This window comes from Aeromonas sp. MR7 (genome assembly GCF_963899385.1).
Classification (GTDB): Bacteria; Pseudomonadota; Gammaproteobacteria; order Enterobacterales; family Aeromonadaceae; genus Aeromonas; species Aeromonas bestiarum.
Genome location: NZ_CAWQXH010000032.1, coordinates 89,253 through 105,117, shown reverse-complemented (window position 1 = coordinate 105,117; position 15,865 = coordinate 89,253). Strand labels below are relative to the sequence as shown.

The window sequence follows — 15,865 nt, the reverse complement described above, 5'->3', positions numbered from 1 at the left end:
CAGCAGCCATTATTTCAGGTAGCGCTGCTCCAGATGCTGGCGCAGCCAGCGCGGGTTCAGCGCCTCGCCGGTCGCGCGGCGAATGAGCTCGTCCGTGCTGTGCTGGCTGCCCTGTGACCAGATGTGGCGACCAAGCCACGCGAGTATCTCCGGCAGGCGGCCCGCCTCGATCACGCTGCTCATGTTGCCCAGTTCCCGCTCCAGCGCGAAGCGCAACTGCGCCGCATACATGGCGCCGAGCGTATAGCTCGGGAAGTAGCCGAACGAGCCATCCGTCCAGTGAATGTCCTGCATGCAGCCGTTCTGGTAGTTGCCCTTGGTGGAGAGGCCGAGCCACTGCTGCATCTTCGCATCCCACAGTTCGGGCAGATCGGCCACCTCGATGTGCCCTTCGATAAGGTCGCGCTCCAGCTCGTAGCGCAGGATCACGTGCGCCGGGTACGTCACCTCGTCCGCCTCGACGCGGATGAAGCCGGGCTCGACCCGGTTGTAGAGCTTCGCCAGGTTCGCCGGCGCAAACGCCGCCTGCTCGCCAAAGTGCGCGCGGATGCGCGGCACCAGCAGCGCCAGGAAGGCGGGATCGTGGCCGAGCTGCATCTCGCAGAACAGGCTCTGGCTCTCGTGAATGCCCATGGAGCGCGCCTCGCCCACCGGCTGGCTCAGCAGCTGGCGTGGTAAGCCCTGCTCGTAGCGCGCGTGACCCGTCTCGTGCACGATTCCCATCAGGCTGGAGACGAACTCCCGCTCGTTGTAGCGCGTGGTGATGCGCACGTCGGTCGGCACACCGCCGCAGAACGGGTGGCTGCTCACATCGAGCCGGCCGTGGGCGAAATCAAAGCCGAGCACGCCCATCACCTCCTGGCCGAGCGCCTGCTGGCTCGCGATGGGGAAGGGCCCCTGCGGGATCAAGATGGCGTCATGCTTCTGCTGTTCACTCACCTGCTGGATGAGGGACGGCAGCCAGCCGGTGAGATCGCCGAAGATCTGATCGAGCCGCGCACTCGTCATGCCGGGTTCGTACAGCGCCAGCATGGCGTCGTAGGGGCGCACACCGAGCGCCTCGGCGCGAAGGCGCGCCACTTCCCGCGACAGCGTCACCACGTCCTTGAGATTCGGGGCGAAGCCTGCCCAGTCGTTGTTTTTGCGCTGGCCGCGCCAGGCGTGCTCGCACTTGCTGCCGGCCAGCGACAGCGCTTCGACCAGATCGCTTGGCAGCAGGCTCGCATCCTGCCAGTGGCGCTTTATCTCGGCGAGGTTCGCGTGCTGGATCTCATCCAGTGGTTCGCTCTCGGCCTTGGCGATCCAGTCGCCGAGTTCGGGGGCGGTACGCTTTTGATGGATCAGCACGCCGAGTTCGGCCATGGCCTCTGCGCGTGCCTCGTTGCCACCCTCCGGCATCATGGCTGCCCGATCCCAGCCACAGATGGCGCTGAGGTGGGAGAGCCGGTGCAGCTGTTGCTGATGTTGTTCAAGTTTTTGATATGACATGGGATTGTCCTTGTTATCGTCCCTGATGGTATGCCCCGTACCTGGCATGATCGGGGCCGATCGATGCTAACACTGCCCTCGTGCGTTTTACCACCCTGGCCTGGGATGACTGACCCGATGACGGGGGCTGGCTAGCCGAGCTGCTTCTGGTGTCGCTCGCGGTTCTCCACCTTCTTGCGCTCGCTTTTTCGCAGCAACACATAGAGGGCGCCACTGCCGCCGTGGCGGCGCTCTGCGCTGTGCATGGCCATCACGGCCGGCAGTTGCGGCAACCAGGTGCTGACATGGCTTTTCAGCTGGGCGCGCGGTGTGCTGCGCTCGCCCTTGCCGTGCAGGATCAGCAGGCAGCGGATGTCCCGCACCTCGCAATCCGCAATGAACTGCACCAGGCTCTGACGCGCTTCGTTGAGCGTCTTCTGGTGCAAGTCCAGGCTCGCCTGCAGCTCGTATTTGCCGAGCCGCAGCTTCTTGTAGACCCCCTCCTGCACACCGTCGCGCTTGAAGCCGACGATGGCGTGGGGATCGAGCAGCTCGACCACCTCCATGCTGAGGTGATCCAGGGTCAGTTGCTCGGCGGTCGCGGCCTGGCGACGGGCCAGTTGCGCCTCGGTCGGGGCGGATGTGCCCGTGAGGGAGAGGGTGTTGTCGCTGCGAATGGGCCGCACGTCGGCCACTTCCTGCAGAAACAGTGAGAGTTCGTCGTCATGAGACACGGCAGGCTCCCCGCATTGGAATGAGCGGGCATTATAGCGGGGGAGTCGGGGTCAGAAAATGGGGGGTAGCCAGTCAGACGGCCCTGTCAGTCGGGCCGGGCAGGCGACAACAGGCGATCGGGGGATCGCCTGACGAGATGTGTTACTGCTCCTCTTTCGGCGGCTTGGCGTTCATCACCTTGTAGATGAAATAGGCCGCGTAGGAACTGATCAGCAGGAAGGTACCGATAATCACCAACATGGACATGAGCCCCACGCTGTTGCCGAACATCAGGTTCATCCAAAATTCCATCTCATGCACTCCTGTCATCCCATTGATGACAGGCATGATAGATACCTCTTTGGGAGTGACGAGATGATCTCGATCAAGTCCCGTGGTGGTTATTTAACCGGTAGCCGGATCTGTGAGCGGCCTCGCACTCGGCCAAGCCGCCGGGCAGATCAGGCGCACGGATGAGGTATCACTTGGCGGTTGTGCCTGGGCCAGACTCGGTGAGCGGTGTGATGCGCCACCCCTGTTGCTCCAGCAGGGCGATCAACCCCTGGTCGCCATAAAGGTGCAGAGCGCCTACCACGATAAAGCTCTCGTTCGGCAGGGTCGGCCACTTTTTCAGCCAGTTGCGGTTGCGCTCCGCCAGCAGGGTCTGCTCCAGCCAGGCTTGCAGCTTGGGCGGTGCCATCTCGGCTTTGAGCAGCTTGACCAGGGCGGCCTGATCCCCCTCCTGCCACGCCTTCATCACGTCGCGAAAGCCGGTCTCAAGCTGGGGCAGCTCATCCAGGGTGCTCTCCAGCATCAGGGTCTGGTTGTCACCGACGCTGGCGAGGTAGCCGAGCTGTTCGAGCAGGGTCTCGAAGCCGATGATGGGCTTGCCGCTCTCGGTGGCGCGCTTGGCGAAGTGTTGATCCACCCCGAGCGCGCTGCTGAAACCGGTACGTTCCAGCGCCGCCTGGGTCAGGGTGATGGCCGCAAACCAGGGGCGCAGCGGGGAGAGCATGTTTTCGGTCAGGCCATTCTGGCCGGCGGCTATGATGGTGCGCCGATACAGATCGAGCGGCACGTGATCCTTGAGGGTCTTGCCATCCACCAGCCGGGTGATGGCGCCCATCTCCTGCCACTGCGTCTGGCTGATGTGGGTCAGGTCGGCCTCCATCACCAGGGCGCGGCTCTGTTGCCAGGCGCGCTCGACGGGATCGGGCAGCGGATAGAGTGAGGGTTTGCCCGCATGAATGGAGCCCAGCAGCCAGTGTTGCTGGTCACCCTTGTTCACCCGATAGAAGGCGGGGTCGGCAAAGGCGGTCAGCGGCAGCAGCAGGCAGAGCAGGAAGGAAATCAGCGTGCGATGAAATCTCATGAGGCACCTTATGTTGGCGGGATGGCTTCTCTTCATAACAATAAGCCCTATGATAAGTCCTCATTCGTCACAGCCAAGAGGTTTCCCATGCCCCATCTTCGTTTTCGGGCCGTCTCCGTCGATACCCTGCAGCAGATAAGTACACCCCTGCTGGCGGATCTGTGCGCCCTGACCGGCGGCAAACCGGAGTTCGTCACCATGGAGTGCATAGACAGCCACTGGGTACGCGGCGGGGTGATCGAAGCCGGTTTTCCGTTCGTGGAGCTGGTCTGGTTCGAACGACCGCAGGAGCTGCAAGACGCCGCCGCGGCGCTCATTACCCGCCATCTGAAGGCGGCGCTGGGGGAGCAGACCTATGTGGTGGTGCAAGTGCTGCCCATCGTCAAAAGCCACTACTACAGCGACGGTCAGCACTATTGAGGCGAGGGTAAACAGGGTTGATGCGTCGGGTTACGCCGTTACGCGGCCAACCCGACCCGGGTTGCTGGATGCCCATAGCCTCCAACGGGATCAGGCCGACTTGGCCAGGATCCTGTCGAGCCAGCGGCTTGGCAGCAGGCGGCGCAATACCGCAAACAGCCGGGTCGGAAAGGTGACCGGGTAGCGATGCTTTGGCCGCTTGCTCTGCAACGCATGCAGCAGCGGCGGTATGCAGGCTTCGCTTGGCAGCGTGAAACCGCTGGTGGCCCCCTCTTTTTCCAGCCGGGTCAGGGTCTGGCGATAGGCGCCCTGATGGCGGCTCTGGGCCGGATCTATATGGCGCACGAAGGCGGCGCGGGCATTGGCGCGAAAGCGGGTATCGATGGGGCCCGGCTCGATCAGGCTGATGTGCACGCCGCTGCCTTCGAGTTCCAGGCGCAGTGTGTCTGTATAGCCTTCCAGCGCAAACTTGCTGGCGTTGTAGGCGCCGCGATACTTCATGGCCACCAGCCCCAGCACAGAGCTGTTCTGCACTATCCGTCCCTCTCCTGCCGCCAGCATGGCTGGCAGTATCTGGCGGATCAGGTGGTGCCAGCCAAACAGGTTGGTGTCGAACTGGGCACGCAGTGCCTCCGTGGGCAAGTCCTCCAGCGCGCCGGGCTGACCATAGGCGCCGTTGTTGAACAGGCCATAGAGACGGCCCCCCGCCAGCGCCAGCGCCTCTGCCGCCCCCTGCTCTATGCTGGCGGTGTCCGCGAGATCCAGTTGAACCGCCAGCAGACCCTGCTGTTGCAACTGTGCCACATCGTCGGCTTTGCGGGCGGAGGCGATCACGCTGAAGCCGTGAACCCCGAGCGCCTTGGCGGCGGCGAGGCCGATGCCGCTGGAGCAGCCGGTGATGAGCACGAAGGGGTGGGGCATAAAGGTCATCCTTGTTGGCGACCAGAGCCTGGCCGAAGCGGGCATGGTAGCCCGAGCGCGACAAAAAAGAAAACCGGGCCACGTGGCCCGGTTTGCTGAGGTTCTACCACCTGCTTACAGTATGGTGAACGGCATTATGATGTGGAACTTGACGTCATGCTCGGAGGCGAAGATGTTCGGGTATTCGGTCCAACCGCCGCCCTGGCTGATGTCGTTGTTGTAATCTGTGTAGTGCAGTTTGAACAGGGTGCCTTTCAGCTTGCCATCCTGCACCGTGTACATGACGTCGAAGTTGGCTGCCCATTCGGTATCTTCACCGTTGGTGGCCTTGGTGCCGTCGCCTTTCTGGATATCCCAGCCGTAGGCGCCGGAGACACCGACGGACCAGCCTGGTGCACCCACCAGATCATCCAGGGAGCGGGTCACGCCGAAGAACAGTGCTTTCTCGTTGTTCGCGTTCCAGTCGGAGCGGGAATCCCACCAGATTTCGTTCGCGCCCTGGGAGTTGCCGTAGCCACGGGTCAGACGGGGCAGGTAGTTGCCTTCGTTACCCTCGGCCTTGGTCCACAGACCTTCCAGACGGAAGCCGTACGGGCCTGTGCCCCAGGCGGCGGTCAGCGCTTGTTGCCATGCCATGCCGTCATAAGTCTCGATGTCGGCACCACCCTTCTGATAGGTGTCGGTTTCGGAACCGTAGAACTGATAGCTGGTGGAGAGGCCGTTCAGCACGTCGAATTTATGGGCCAGCTTGAAGTGGTAGCTGTCCATGTATTTTTCGGAGTTACCGTAGGAGCCGGTGATGGCGGTGCCATTTTCGAAGGTATAACGTGCGGCTACACCCTGGATGTAATCGATGACGTTTTCATCGGCGAACGGATCCATCCATGCCTTGGCGCGGGAGAACTTCTGGGTCTCCTTGTACCAGGGGGACTTGTACTCGTCGGCGATGGCGTAGGTCAGGTAGAGGCCACCGAAGTTACCCTCGATCTGGCCACCACGGTAGGTACCCGGCTGATAGGACCAGTTCACACCGATCACGCCCGGTACGTAGAGCTGGGTCAGACCGCCCTTGGCGGTGATGGCACCGTCCAGTGCTTTCAGTTTCAGCGAGGCGTTGGCCAGGCTGAAGCCACCTTCGGGGGAGCCATCCTTGTAGTTTTCGCCCCACTTGTTGCCGGCGAAGGAGAATTCGTTCTCCTGGTTGACCGCATGGTTCTCGGTCACGGCTAGGTCATAGGCACCGAAGCCACCCACGTCGATACCGACGATGTCCCAGGCATAACCCGAGTTGAAGTTAAGGGAGGCCTGGGTGGTGGCGTGGCTCAGGTTGGACTGGTATTTGCCTTCTTTCTTGGCGGCAGTCGGGTCGCCATCGATACGCTGACGATCACGCTGGAAGTAGAAGAGGCCACCGTTGAGTTTGCCTTCTTCATAGAATTTGCTGGCGGCGGCAGCATAGGCAGGACCGGCTTCGTCGGCAGCGAATGCCATACCGGGGGCGACCAAGGCGGCAACAACAGCTGCGCTCAATGCGGCACGCTTGAAGATCACTTTTTCCATTTTGTATTGCTCCTGATTTTATGGACTTAGCTTTTTTGTCCGGCAGTCAGGCGATGGCCCGCCGCTCGGTATTGGCATTGCAATCAAAACCCCGTAGGGCAAAAAATTCCTGGTAGTTCGTCTGCGGCCGCGACGTCTTGGCACATCTGCGGTGGGCAGTTCTGTTCATCACATCATTTTATTTTTTGTGTTCCGATTCTTGGCTATCGGACAATTCCAAGAGTACGTTCGCGGTGCGAAATATCAATGAAAAGTTCCCACCAAGTTTCAAAAATATGACCGAGTGCAAATAATCATGGATCTTGTTGTGGACACTCCCAGCCCGCTCATATCGGCGCTGATAGCGTTTTCAGGTGAAATTGACCAGCGACGCGGGCGGATCTCTCACAAGGGGTGCAACTTTTTTCGTTAACCTGTATGCAACAGATAATTTTGTGGCACAAAAAAAGATATGCCCCCGCGTTGGGGGCGGGGGCAGGGGACTCGGAAGGGGAGCTGGACGGAAGATTCAGGCCTGATGGCCGAGGATGCGCGGGATCTGGCTGGCCTGGTGATGGATGTGCTCCGACACCTGCACCGAGAGGCGGCTGCCCTGGCGGGCGTGCTGGCTGATGCGCGCGATGAGATCGGCGAAACTGGCCAGCTTGTGTTCCTGGCTCTTGGCGTTGTCGGCCCCCTGCAGCGCTATGACGGCTGTGCTGCGCGCCATCTCCCGCACCGCCTGGGTGGTCTGGCGCAACTGCTCCGCCTGCTGGCGCTGGGCGGCTGCCTCCGAGGTGATCCGCGCCAGCACGGTGCCGAGCAGATCTCCCGCCTGGGTGAGCCGCATCAGGATCTCGGTGATCTGGCCAAGGGATCGCTGGGTGTCGGCGGAGAGGTGGCGCACCTCGTCGGCCACCACCGCAAACCCGCGCCCCTGCTCCCCCGCCCGGGCCGCTTCTATGGCCGCATTGAGCGCCAGCAGGTTGGTCTGCTGGGCTATGTGACCTATCACGTCGACGATGGCGGTGACATCGTCCACCGAACGCTTGAGCTGGGTCAGGGCGCCACTGCTCTCGTCGATGGCAAGCCCGGTCTGGGCGGTGGCCTGCAACATGCCCCCCACCAGCTGCTCGCTCTGGCTCATGGAGTGCTCGTTGTGCTGGGCGTGCTGTGCTATCTCGGCGGCCACCTGATGCACCTCGCCGGCCAGCTGGTTCAGCTCGTTCATCATCAGATCACCCTCGTCCACCGCCTGCTCCGTGGTACGCGTGCTATGGTGGATCTCTTCGACCTGATTGACCATGCCCTGCAGGCTCAGTGAGACCGCCGACAGCTGCCCCTCCTTCTGCTGTTGATCCTGTTGCAGGCGCATGATGAGGCGGTTGTAACTGGCGACTATGTCGCCGAGCTCGTTGCGCTCGCGCCCCTGGGGCAGGGTCTCGGCCTGACCCGTTTCGTCGAGTTGCAGGAAGGCGGCGCGCAGGCGCAGCAGCGGCGTGACCAGCCAGCGGCGCTGCACCAGGGCAAACAGCAGCGCGACCAGCACCAGACAGAGCGCCAGGCTGCCGAGTATGGCAGCCAGCCGCTGGTTGACCGCCTGCCGCCCGGCGGCAAGCTCGGCCCCCATCTGGCCGGTGGCCTGCAGCATCTGGCTGATGTCCTGCTGCACCGCCTGGCGGGCAGTCTGCTGCTGTTGCAGCGCCTTGCGGCTGTTTTCCAGCTCTTGCGGGTAGCGCGTGAGCAGGGAGAGCAGTTCGGCTTTGGGCAGATCGCCCAGCTCCTTGCGCTCTGGCTCACCCAGGGTGAACTCGTCGGCAGGCGGCGCAGCAAACAGGCCGAGCAGCGGCAGGGCGGCCAGTTGCTGCGCCTGCTTTTGCATGGCAGCCAGCTCGAACGTCAGTCCCTCCAGCAGCTTGGGGCTGGCCTGTTCCATGTAGTTCTGGCGCAGGTGGCCGAGTCCGGGCAGGGCCGCCAGTATGTCGGTGGCACCTTGGCGGTATCGATCCGCGCTGGCCGGATCTGCGCCCGTAGCCCCCTGCTGGCCATAACGCAGCAGCGCCCTGGCCTGGGCGGTCAGCTCGTTTTCGGCGTTTTGCAGCAGCCACTGGCTGTTGCCGGAGAGCTTGCCCGCCGCCAGATAGTCGCCGTCGATGCGCGTGCCCATCCGTTCGAGCAGGGCGCGCAGCGGGGCGGTGAGCGCAGCATCCTGCTGCGCCAGCTGGGCGAGCGCCTGCTTGCGTAGCGCCTGGGCCTCAGTCAGGCGCAGGGGATCGCCGCTGGCGAGGTAGTCGCGCAGGGTGCCTTGCAGTGTGCCGGTCAGCCGCTGCTGCAGCCGTTCGTGTTGATGCTGGGCCTGTTCGGCCCGGTTCAACTGCTGCCAGCCATGAAACAGGGCGCCGGCTTGCACGGCGGCGACCAGCAGCAGTACCAGGGAGGAGAGGGAGGCGTAATGGGCTATTTTCACGTCAGGATTCCTGCTTGAGCCACGGGAATGGAAGTCGGCGTGAGCTTAAGCAGGAGAGATGGCGTTTTTATGACAGCCGCTGCATGGTGGCGAGGTCATGACAACGAAGGCGCGGCGGGCTCCTTCTGCTTGCGGGCGGCAGGCGACTTGCCCAGCATGCCGAGCAGGGCGCCACCCATGATGAAGGCCCCGGCCAGCAGGTGACGGGGCGTCAGCTGTTCGCCATTGAGCAGCACCAGCAACAGGGTGCTCAGCAGCGGGGTCAGGTAGGCAAGCGCCCCGATGCGACGGGGATCTCCGTCTCGCAGCGCCAGATACCAGGTGACGAAGGCCGCCCCCATGGGCCCGAGCGCCAGCCCCAGGATCAGCCACCAGTCGCCGGCGGGGATCTGTTCGAGGGGCAGCGGCCCTTCCAGCCAGAGTGCCAGCAGCAGTGCCAGCAATCCGGCGGGCAGGCAGGCCGCCGCCGTCACCACTGCCGGGGCCGGCGGCAGCCGGCGGGAGAGCACAGAGTAGGCGCCCCAGATGATGGCGGCGCCGAGCGCCAGCAGGTAGCCGGGCAGATAGGCCTGTTGCAACCGCAACTCGCCGTTGACCATCACCAGCACAGAACCCGCCAGCCCGAGCGCGCCGGCCAGCAGGTGGCGGGCATGGAGCGGATGGCCCGGCAGCAGCAGGGGGGTGAACAGTATGATGCACAGGGGCCAGAGGTAATTGATAAGGTTCGCCTCCAGCACGGGGGCGTGGCGAAAGCTCATGAACAGCAGCAGATGGTAGAACAGCAGCGCCGCCACCGTGACCAGCCAGGTGATGGGGCGAGCCCGCCACTGGCGCCAGAACGGCAGGGCGCCGGCGCCACAGAAGAAGAGCACCAGCCCCACCAGCACCAGAGGTGACACGCTGGTGATCCGGGAGGTGAGCGCCGCCAGCGAGGCCCACAGCAAGATGGTCAGCAGTGCAAAACCGGTGGACCTGTCCCACCAGGAAGAAGCAGACATCCAACACTCCTTTGCAAGATGAATAAAAAGAGGGCCAGTCTAGCAGACCGGCCCTCCCTTATGGCCATACCTCGGTGGTATGGATCGTCGGCTATCTGTTGTCAGCCACAGTGCTGGCGAGTGTCCTTGGCATCTTCCCTCGGGTGTCTTGCCAAAACGACCAAGGGGTTGGCACCATGACGATGCCAACCCCTTGTTTTATATGGTGCTCCCGACTGGAGTTGAACTAGTGGCCTGTCCCTTAGGAGCCAAGGTAGGTAGTGTTTCAGAAGGTTTAATAAAGTTGAGTAATTGATTATAATATATTGTTTTTAATGTTTATTTTTTCTTGTTTTTGGTTTCGGCTAGTTTCATAGGGTCTCACCCTATATCATGTTTTCTGTGGTACCCCAAGTGGTACCCCAAACAGGGGGGAGAGAATGCTATGGCAAGAAAACCGGTAACTCAGGATCGAGAGATCCCCTCATTGATTTTGCAAGGGGAGGCTTCGATTACCCGCTATGCGGTGAAATCTCCCCATGGCGGTGGATTAGCCATTGAGGTTAGGGCAGGGAAGAGCAAGCGGTTTGTCTATCGTTATCGGATTGCTGGTACTCAGGCGACAGTTGTTCTGGGTAATTACCCTGCGTTGTCGTTGGCGCGAGCCAGGCTTGAGCATGCAGAGCTGGCGGCTTTGGTAAAGAAAGGGATAGATCCACGCAAGCATGTTGCTAGTGAAAAGGCTAAAAATGAAACCGCCCTGACGATGGATGAGTTGCTTGGACGATGGCTTGATGCGCAGCGTGTTGCTGAGGTTGTCAAACCCAAAACCCTCCAATGTCATCAGGATCGTTGGAATCGTCATCTCAAGAAAACTCTGGGCAATATTCGTTTAATCGATCTGACTCGTGCCCACTTGGCGCAAGCGTTAGAGATCACTCGGCGTGCAACAAAAGACGAAACCCGTAAAGGGTTGGGAACGCTGAACCAGATGTTGGATTATGCGGTGGTTCACTGCCTGATCGAGGCCAACCCTGCGAGACTGTTGCGACCCAAGGATTTTGGTGCCAGTGCCGGTTCGCCAAGAGAGAGATGGCTGACAGTCCCCGAATTGCGCAGGCTATGGAAGGCGATTGATGAGGATCTTGGAAGTGGTGGTAGCTTTGCGGCTGGAGGACGTGGCGTTTCTCGCCATGCCACTATTTCTCTACCCGCAGCGAATGCGATCAAGCTATTGATATTGACCGGATGTCGTAGAGGCGAAGTCGCTAATATGCGTTTTTCACATATTAGAGATGATGTTTGGACGATCCCTGATACCAAGAATGGGAAGCCACATTCGGTATTCTTATCTCGACAGGCGAAAGCGTTGATTGATGAACAGGCGCTATATGTAAACGGGGACTTTATTTTTGAATCAGATAGACCTAAAAATGACGTAATTGAACCAATTTTAGTTGACTCTATAACCAGAGCTTTAAGGCGATTTATTTCTCGCTCTTTATCTGACATGGAACTATTTACCATACATGATTTACGGCGTAGTGCTGCAACAAATTGGGCTGAGAGATTAGATGCAGAAGAGAGAGTGATCGAATTATGTCTGAATCATCTCCCACTAAATAAATTGGTCAGAACCTATCATCGTTCGCGACATGATGATAAGAAAAAAATGCTATGGCAACGCTGGGGTGAGTTAATTGAACTAGAGGTGGCACATGAGCCGCAAAAAAATAATAGCCATGGAAATGTTATTGAATTCATCAAAAAGTAAAATGAAAAGGCGGACTAGTGTCCGCCTTTTTTATTTTTTCATATTCTTCTTGCATCAGTCTAATTATCACTTCATTTTTTCTTCTGTCAGTTTTCATGCAAATGTCGTCTAGCATGCTAATCGTTTTTTCTGGCAAGACAACACTAACCGATTTTTTCCCATTGTTCTTGTCTCGAAAATGTTTTTGTGAACAAGCCGATTTCATTTTCCTAAGCATCAGTTCTCTAGCCGGAGGTATTTCATTTAGTAGGTCAAAGAGTGTAATAATGCAGTCTTTGATTGCTGATGAATTATCTTTGTTGATGAACCATATCGGATGTTTATTATTTCCTGTTTTTATGTTTTCAAATAAATAACTCCATGCCCAACCATGGTCACATTTTTCCATCCATGCTTTTACGTCCATCTTTTGACTAACGATGCGCCATTTTTCTTTCAAAATTTCAAGGTCGCTCGTTTTTTGAATATTAGTAGCGTCGAGGATATCAAAAAAAGAGATGATGCATTTTTTTTGCTGACATTATCAGTTGGGCAAGGGTCATTATTCCAAATGTTATATACATATATACGGTCAGTTGCTTCAAATGCACCATCTATTCTGACTCCTACATCTATAGTCGAAGGTGACACAACGGGGTATTTGGTTAAAGAGCGTATGTATGACCATACAAAATCGCATAAACGATCATTTTTTATATCTATCCAGCTGAAAATTGTTTCACTTATACACTCAGATTTAATGCCTTCTATTATTAATTCTCGAGGGGCAACTTTTCCATCAAAACTGCTAAGGGGAGAGCCAAGTTTACAGTTAACTCTTTTTGTAAGGATGCTGCTGTTATTGGATAGGTAAGTGATTATTTCATCATTACTTACAGATAAGGATGTGTCTTCATTTAATAATCTGAGGGAGAAATCCCGTTCCCTTTTAGATAAAGAGATAGGGGGTGGTATTTCCAGACCATTTTCATCGCAGGCTCTTGGTATAATATTATCAGCTCCGAAAAATTGATTGTTACTAAGTAATTTTGGTGTGATTTTTTGATGTTTTATGGCTATTTTTTAACTTGTTTTAGAGTGATTTGCAATGTTTTTATGTCCTATATTATTTCATGAATTAGTGCTGTATTGCTGTGAATCTGTCCCTCACTAGTCTACTTTCTTGGGTTCCGTTGAAGGTAGGAGGCCCACTGTATGGGGAAGATATGGCATGTAATATCTATCAACGCCTGGTTGATGGGCGCTCTTTGGTAATTGCTGTAGTCATCTATTATTTGAATCTGGCTACCTAATCATAGGCGGGCTAAGTTTGCGAAAGTACAACTGCCACAGGTAATCGAGAGTCTGTGCCAATAATCGGCGCTTGGTCCTTTGTGAGGAACCTAAAGATCAGTTTTCAGCTGGTGGATGCTATCTAAGACTGATTCCAGAGTTGTTGTCTCTGATCTGCCAATGAGGTGTGGACCTGTGCCTATTAAAAATAATGGGATCCGTACTTGGGTAAAGGAAGGTGATCAAGAGGTATGGGTTTTGTGTTTGCTGTTCCGTTACATTTTTACATGAGGAACTCCTTCTATGGACGACAAAGGAGCTCATCATGAAACTACTTAAATTAAAAGATGTCATTGCAATGACATCACTCTCTAAGGCATCAGTTTACCGTCAGATGAATGACGGGACATTTCCAGCATCAGTTAAGATCGGTCCAATATCTGTTGCTTGGGTTGGCTCTGAAATAGAGTTATGGATTGAAGAGAAAAGAAATCTTCGTTAGGACTAACTTCTGACTGGTAATTGAAATAAATTAGCTCGTTGCTCAGGCTAGAAGTCTTGTCCTATCAGGGATCAGAGTTATTTGGTTGGTTTGACATTCAATGCTTTGGTGTCGGCAATAGTAATATATAAATAAGGAGTAAAAATAAACACCGAATAAAACTGCATACACAGTATGCAGATCGACAGGACAAACATGTGGATCTCATAACCATCAGCATACCGAAATCCATAACCCATCATATCGCTAAGTTGATAGCACTGTTTCAAACCTTCAATGAAAGTGTGCTAGTGCACACTTGCAAACTGCTACCTTAATTTTCATACAGGCATACATTCGCAGCATGTAGCCATGCTTTTATCTATGGAGTTTAATATGTTTGACACTCTTAATGAATATCGAGTGGCGGCTGAACGCCACTACCAGAATAGTGGGTATACTTTCGATAAGGATAACCTCAGTAAAATTGTTGCTGTGATGAACGATGCTTTTACTCAATACTCTAGGGTCTTTGCTTTTAGAGTTGACCTTCGCTTCCCTGATAATGTTTTTACCAGGATCCTATCAGAAGGCAGTTCACGTTATCATGGCGCTGTGCTGAAAGCATTCTTTGCAGAACTTGAAAAACTGTTTGTGCTGGATCAGATGCGCCAAGCTACAAATGGGAAAAGGGTTCGCAAAACAGCAATCAGATATGTTTGGGCGAGGGAGCAAACAGCAGAGGCTGTCGTTCCTCACTATCACTTGATGTTTTTCTTAAATGGGGATGCCTATTGCTCTCTGGGGAGATTTAAGTCTGAGAATATGAATCTGGCAAACAAGCTTAGAGTGGCTTGGCATCGAGCCGTCTTTGAAGCGGATTTATCAATTGATTTTTGCAGGAGGCGAGGGTTGGTTCAACTTTCAGAGGAGGGACAGCACGAAGTTTTCTCAGATGATCCCGTGGCTATAAAAAAAGTGCTGCTCCATGCAGCCTACCTTGCCAAAAGGGAATCCAAGCGCCGTGGGGAGGGGTATCAGTGTTTCGGGGGGAGTAACAATTGAGTGCGCAATTTCCTTTCACCTAAAGCGTATCCTCGAGAGGCTGGGGGTAAGGGCCAGGCGATATCCTGGGCGCTCAAGCAGAGGCTGGTGTGGCTCAATATCGATGCAGCGTTAGTGGGGAATGTGGATGAGGGTGGTCAATAGTTCTGTCTTGTGCAACAAGTTTCTCAACATGTGGAATTTAATGCTGAAAGTGTAACTTTTGCTGGCTTGATGGACTATCTGGCGCAACATCTTGCTGTTGGCTGGGGCTGTGTCGTGGTGATTTCCCTTAAGGTATTGATAATTAACGGGTAAAAAAATGGCACGGTCACTGCTAAGAGTTTGATCGAGTGCTAGCTCATTTAACCAACCTATTTAGGAGCATACCCATGCCAACTCCATGTTATATCAGCATAGAAGGTAAAACCCAGGGCAACATCACCGCGAGTGCCTTCACTTCCGACTCCGTTGGTAACATCTTCGTGCAGGGTCATGAAGACGAGATGCTGGTGCAAGAGTTCAATCACCAGGTCACCGTACCGACTGACCCGCAATCCGGCCAGCCTGCTGGTCAGCGTGTCCACAAGCCGTTCAAGTTCACCGTGGCCCTGAACAAAGCCGTGCCGCTGATGTACAACTCCCTGGCTTCCGGTGAAATGCTGCCGAAAGTGACCCTGAAGTGGTACCGCACTTCCGTGGAAGGCAAGCAGGAGCACTTCTTCAGTACTGTGCTGACAGATGCGACCATCGTCGATATCGACTGCCAGATGCCGCACTGCCAAGACCCAGCGAAATCTGATTTCACCCAGCTTATCCAGGTCTCCCTTGCTTACCGCAAGATTGACTGGGAGCACACCGTTGCCGGTACCTCTGGTTCTGACGACTGGCGCGCTCCTATCGAGGCATAAGCCTTACTTTCTGATTTCGCTATTCCTTGTATTAAGTTTCGTATCTTGTGGCCGGTGTGCTCCGGCCTTTATCCCGTGTTTCTCCGGTCAGTCTGTGGCTGCCGGAGCTTTTATGTTTTGCCATCCCCCTGTCTGGCTGCTGATGTAATGGGGATTACCGTGGTAGCGAGTGCGGGGGGATGGCAAAGTACACAAGAGGTTTTACGTTATGTGTCCCTCCATTGCATTGCTCGGTGACATTGGCACCGACCACGATGGCTTCCCACCGACCCCGGTGATAGGCGCCAGCCCTGATGTGTTCCTTGATGGCAAGCCAGTGGCCCGTCAAGGTGACCCGCTCGCACCGCACGACAAGCCCAATAATCCTCCCCATCCACGCAGCATTGCCGGTGGTGTGGGGTCGGTATTGGTGAACGGCAAGCCCATCGCCGTCACAGGTTCCGCAGTTGATTGCGGTGGCGTGGTGATTGGTTCGGGCAGCGGGCAAGCAGGATAAGGAACAAGGT

15 protein-coding genes are annotated in these 15,865 nt (G+C 56.4%); 6 read left to right on the top strand and 9 right to left on the bottom strand.

Annotation, left to right across the window (positions count from 1 at the left end; all coding sequences use genetic code 11):
• Positions 1-9: 9 nt before the first annotated feature.
• From AACW87_RS15055 to AACW87_RS15040, 4 genes are all read right to left on the bottom strand, one after another.
• Positions 10-1,488, bottom strand: coding sequence for a carboxypeptidase M32 (locus tag AACW87_RS15055; RefSeq protein WP_241325413.1), 1,479 nt, complete (start codon positions 1,486-1,488; stop codon positions 10-12).
• Between the two features lie 131 nt (positions 1,489-1,619).
• Complete coding sequence (smrA, locus tag AACW87_RS15050) at positions 1,620-2,201, bottom strand: DNA endonuclease SmrA (RefSeq protein ID WP_241325411.1); 582 nt, start codon at positions 2,199-2,201, stop codon at positions 1,620-1,622.
• A gap of 142 nt (positions 2,202-2,343) precedes the next feature.
• Positions 2,344-2,529, bottom strand: coding sequence for a DUF3149 domain-containing protein (locus AACW87_RS15045; protein WP_098984905.1), 186 nt, complete (start codon positions 2,527-2,529; stop codon positions 2,344-2,346).
• Between the two features lie 133 nt (positions 2,530-2,662).
• Positions 2,663-3,553, bottom strand: coding sequence for a TraB/GumN family protein (locus AACW87_RS15040; protein WP_241325410.1), 891 nt, complete (start codon positions 3,551-3,553; stop codon positions 2,663-2,665).
• 87 nt (positions 3,554-3,640) lie between these two features.
• Between AACW87_RS15040 and AACW87_RS15035 the strand changes: the two genes are divergently transcribed.
• Positions 3,641-3,973: a DUF1904 family protein gene (locus AACW87_RS15035; RefSeq protein WP_043135038.1), complete on the top strand. Its 333-nt coding sequence runs from the start codon at positions 3,641-3,643 to the stop codon at positions 3,971-3,973.
• 90 nt (positions 3,974-4,063) lie between these two features.
• On the opposite strand, the gene AACW87_RS15030 is transcribed toward AACW87_RS15035, so the two are convergent.
• From AACW87_RS15030 to AACW87_RS15015, 4 genes are all read right to left on the bottom strand, one after another.
• Entirely contained in the window at positions 4,064-4,894 is an 831-nt protein-coding gene (locus tag AACW87_RS15030) for an SDR family oxidoreductase (RefSeq protein WP_241325408.1), read from the bottom strand.
• A 114-nt stretch (positions 4,895-5,008) separates the two neighbouring features.
• A complete protein-coding gene (locus tag AACW87_RS15025; protein ID WP_043554719.1) occupies positions 5,009-6,454 on the bottom strand; it encodes an OprD family outer membrane porin in 1,446 nt (481 codons plus the stop codon).
• A gap of 508 nt (positions 6,455-6,962) precedes the next feature.
• Positions 6,963-8,900, bottom strand: coding sequence for a methyl-accepting chemotaxis protein (locus tag AACW87_RS15020; protein WP_241325407.1), 1,938 nt, complete (start codon positions 8,898-8,900; stop codon positions 6,963-6,965).
• 95 nt (positions 8,901-8,995) lie between these two features.
• Positions 8,996-9,898 (bottom strand): DMT family transporter, encoded by a 903-nt coding sequence (locus AACW87_RS15015; protein ID WP_241325405.1) that lies wholly within the window; start codon positions 9,896-9,898, stop codon positions 8,996-8,998.
• A 424-nt stretch (positions 9,899-10,322) separates the two neighbouring features.
• Here AACW87_RS15015 and AACW87_RS15010 point away from each other — a divergent pair, with 424 nt between their 5' ends.
• Positions 10,323-11,651: a tyrosine-type recombinase/integrase gene (locus tag AACW87_RS15010; protein ID WP_241325404.1), complete on the top strand. Its 1,329-nt coding sequence runs from the start codon at positions 10,323-10,325 to the stop codon at positions 11,649-11,651.
• Here AACW87_RS15010 and AACW87_RS15005 read toward each other — a convergent pair.
• Positions 11,641-12,090 (bottom strand): hypothetical protein, encoded by a 450-nt coding sequence (locus AACW87_RS15005; RefSeq protein ID WP_241325403.1) that lies wholly within the window; start codon positions 12,088-12,090, stop codon positions 11,641-11,643. The two genes, AACW87_RS15010 and AACW87_RS15005, sit on opposite strands and share 11 nt — an antisense overlap.
• A 1,158-nt stretch (positions 12,091-13,248) precedes the next feature.
• Between AACW87_RS15005 and AACW87_RS15000 the strand changes: the two genes are divergently transcribed.
• The 4 genes from AACW87_RS15000 to AACW87_RS14985 all read left to right on the top strand — a co-directional run bounded on the left by AACW87_RS15000 (position 13,249) and on the right by AACW87_RS14985 (position 15,855).
• A complete protein-coding gene (locus tag AACW87_RS15000) occupies positions 13,249-13,425 on the top strand; it encodes an AlpA family phage regulatory protein (RefSeq protein WP_241325402.1) in 177 nt (58 codons plus the stop codon).
• A 375-nt stretch (positions 13,426-13,800) separates the two neighbouring features.
• Entirely contained in the window at positions 13,801-14,469 is a 669-nt protein-coding gene (locus AACW87_RS14995) for a YagK/YfjJ domain-containing protein (protein WP_241325401.1), read from the top strand.
• A gap of 371 nt (positions 14,470-14,840) precedes the next feature.
• Entirely contained in the window at positions 14,841-15,359 is a 519-nt protein-coding gene (gene hcp1 / locus AACW87_RS14990; RefSeq protein ID WP_042867111.1) for a type VI secretion system effector Hcp1, read from the top strand.
• A 208-nt stretch (positions 15,360-15,567) separates the two neighbouring features.
• A complete protein-coding gene (locus AACW87_RS14985) occupies positions 15,568-15,855 on the top strand; it encodes a type VI secretion system PAAR protein (RefSeq protein WP_241325400.1) in 288 nt (95 codons plus the stop codon).
• Positions 15,856-15,865: the final 10 nt, after the last annotated feature.

Coding starts and splice junctions, on each gene's coding strand:
- AACW87_RS15015 (WP_241325405.1), bottom strand. CDS start 9,898: ATGTCTGCTTCTTCCTGGTGGGACAGGTCCACCGGTTTTGCACTGCTG.
- AACW87_RS15055 (WP_241325413.1), bottom strand. CDS start 1,488: ATGTCATATCAAAAACTTGAACAACATCAGCAACAGCTGCACCGGCTC.
- AACW87_RS15010 (WP_241325404.1), top strand. CDS start 10,323: ATGGCAAGAAAACCGGTAACTCAGGATCGAGAGATCCCCTCATTGATT.
- hcp1 (WP_042867111.1), top strand. CDS start 14,841: ATGCCAACTCCATGTTATATCAGCATAGAAGGTAAAACCCAGGGCAAC.
- AACW87_RS15045 (WP_098984905.1), bottom strand. CDS start 2,529: ATGCCTGTCATCAATGGGATGACAGGAGTGCATGAGATGGAATTTTGG.
- AACW87_RS15040 (WP_241325410.1), bottom strand. CDS start 3,553: ATGAGATTTCATCGCACGCTGATTTCCTTCCTGCTCTGCCTGCTGCTG.
- AACW87_RS15000 (WP_241325402.1), top strand. CDS start 13,249: ATGAAACTACTTAAATTAAAAGATGTCATTGCAATGACATCACTCTCT.
- AACW87_RS15030 (WP_241325408.1), bottom strand. CDS start 4,894: ATGCCCCACCCCTTCGTGCTCATCACCGGCTGCTCCAGCGGCATCGGC.
- AACW87_RS14985 (WP_241325400.1), top strand. CDS start 15,568: ATGTGTCCCTCCATTGCATTGCTCGGTGACATTGGCACCGACCACGAT.
- AACW87_RS15025 (WP_043554719.1), bottom strand. CDS start 6,454: ATGGAAAAAGTGATCTTCAAGCGTGCCGCATTGAGCGCAGCTGTTGTT.
- AACW87_RS15035 (WP_043135038.1), top strand. CDS start 3,641: ATGCCCCATCTTCGTTTTCGGGCCGTCTCCGTCGATACCCTGCAGCAG.
- AACW87_RS14995 (WP_241325401.1), top strand. CDS start 13,801: ATGTTTGACACTCTTAATGAATATCGAGTGGCGGCTGAACGCCACTAC.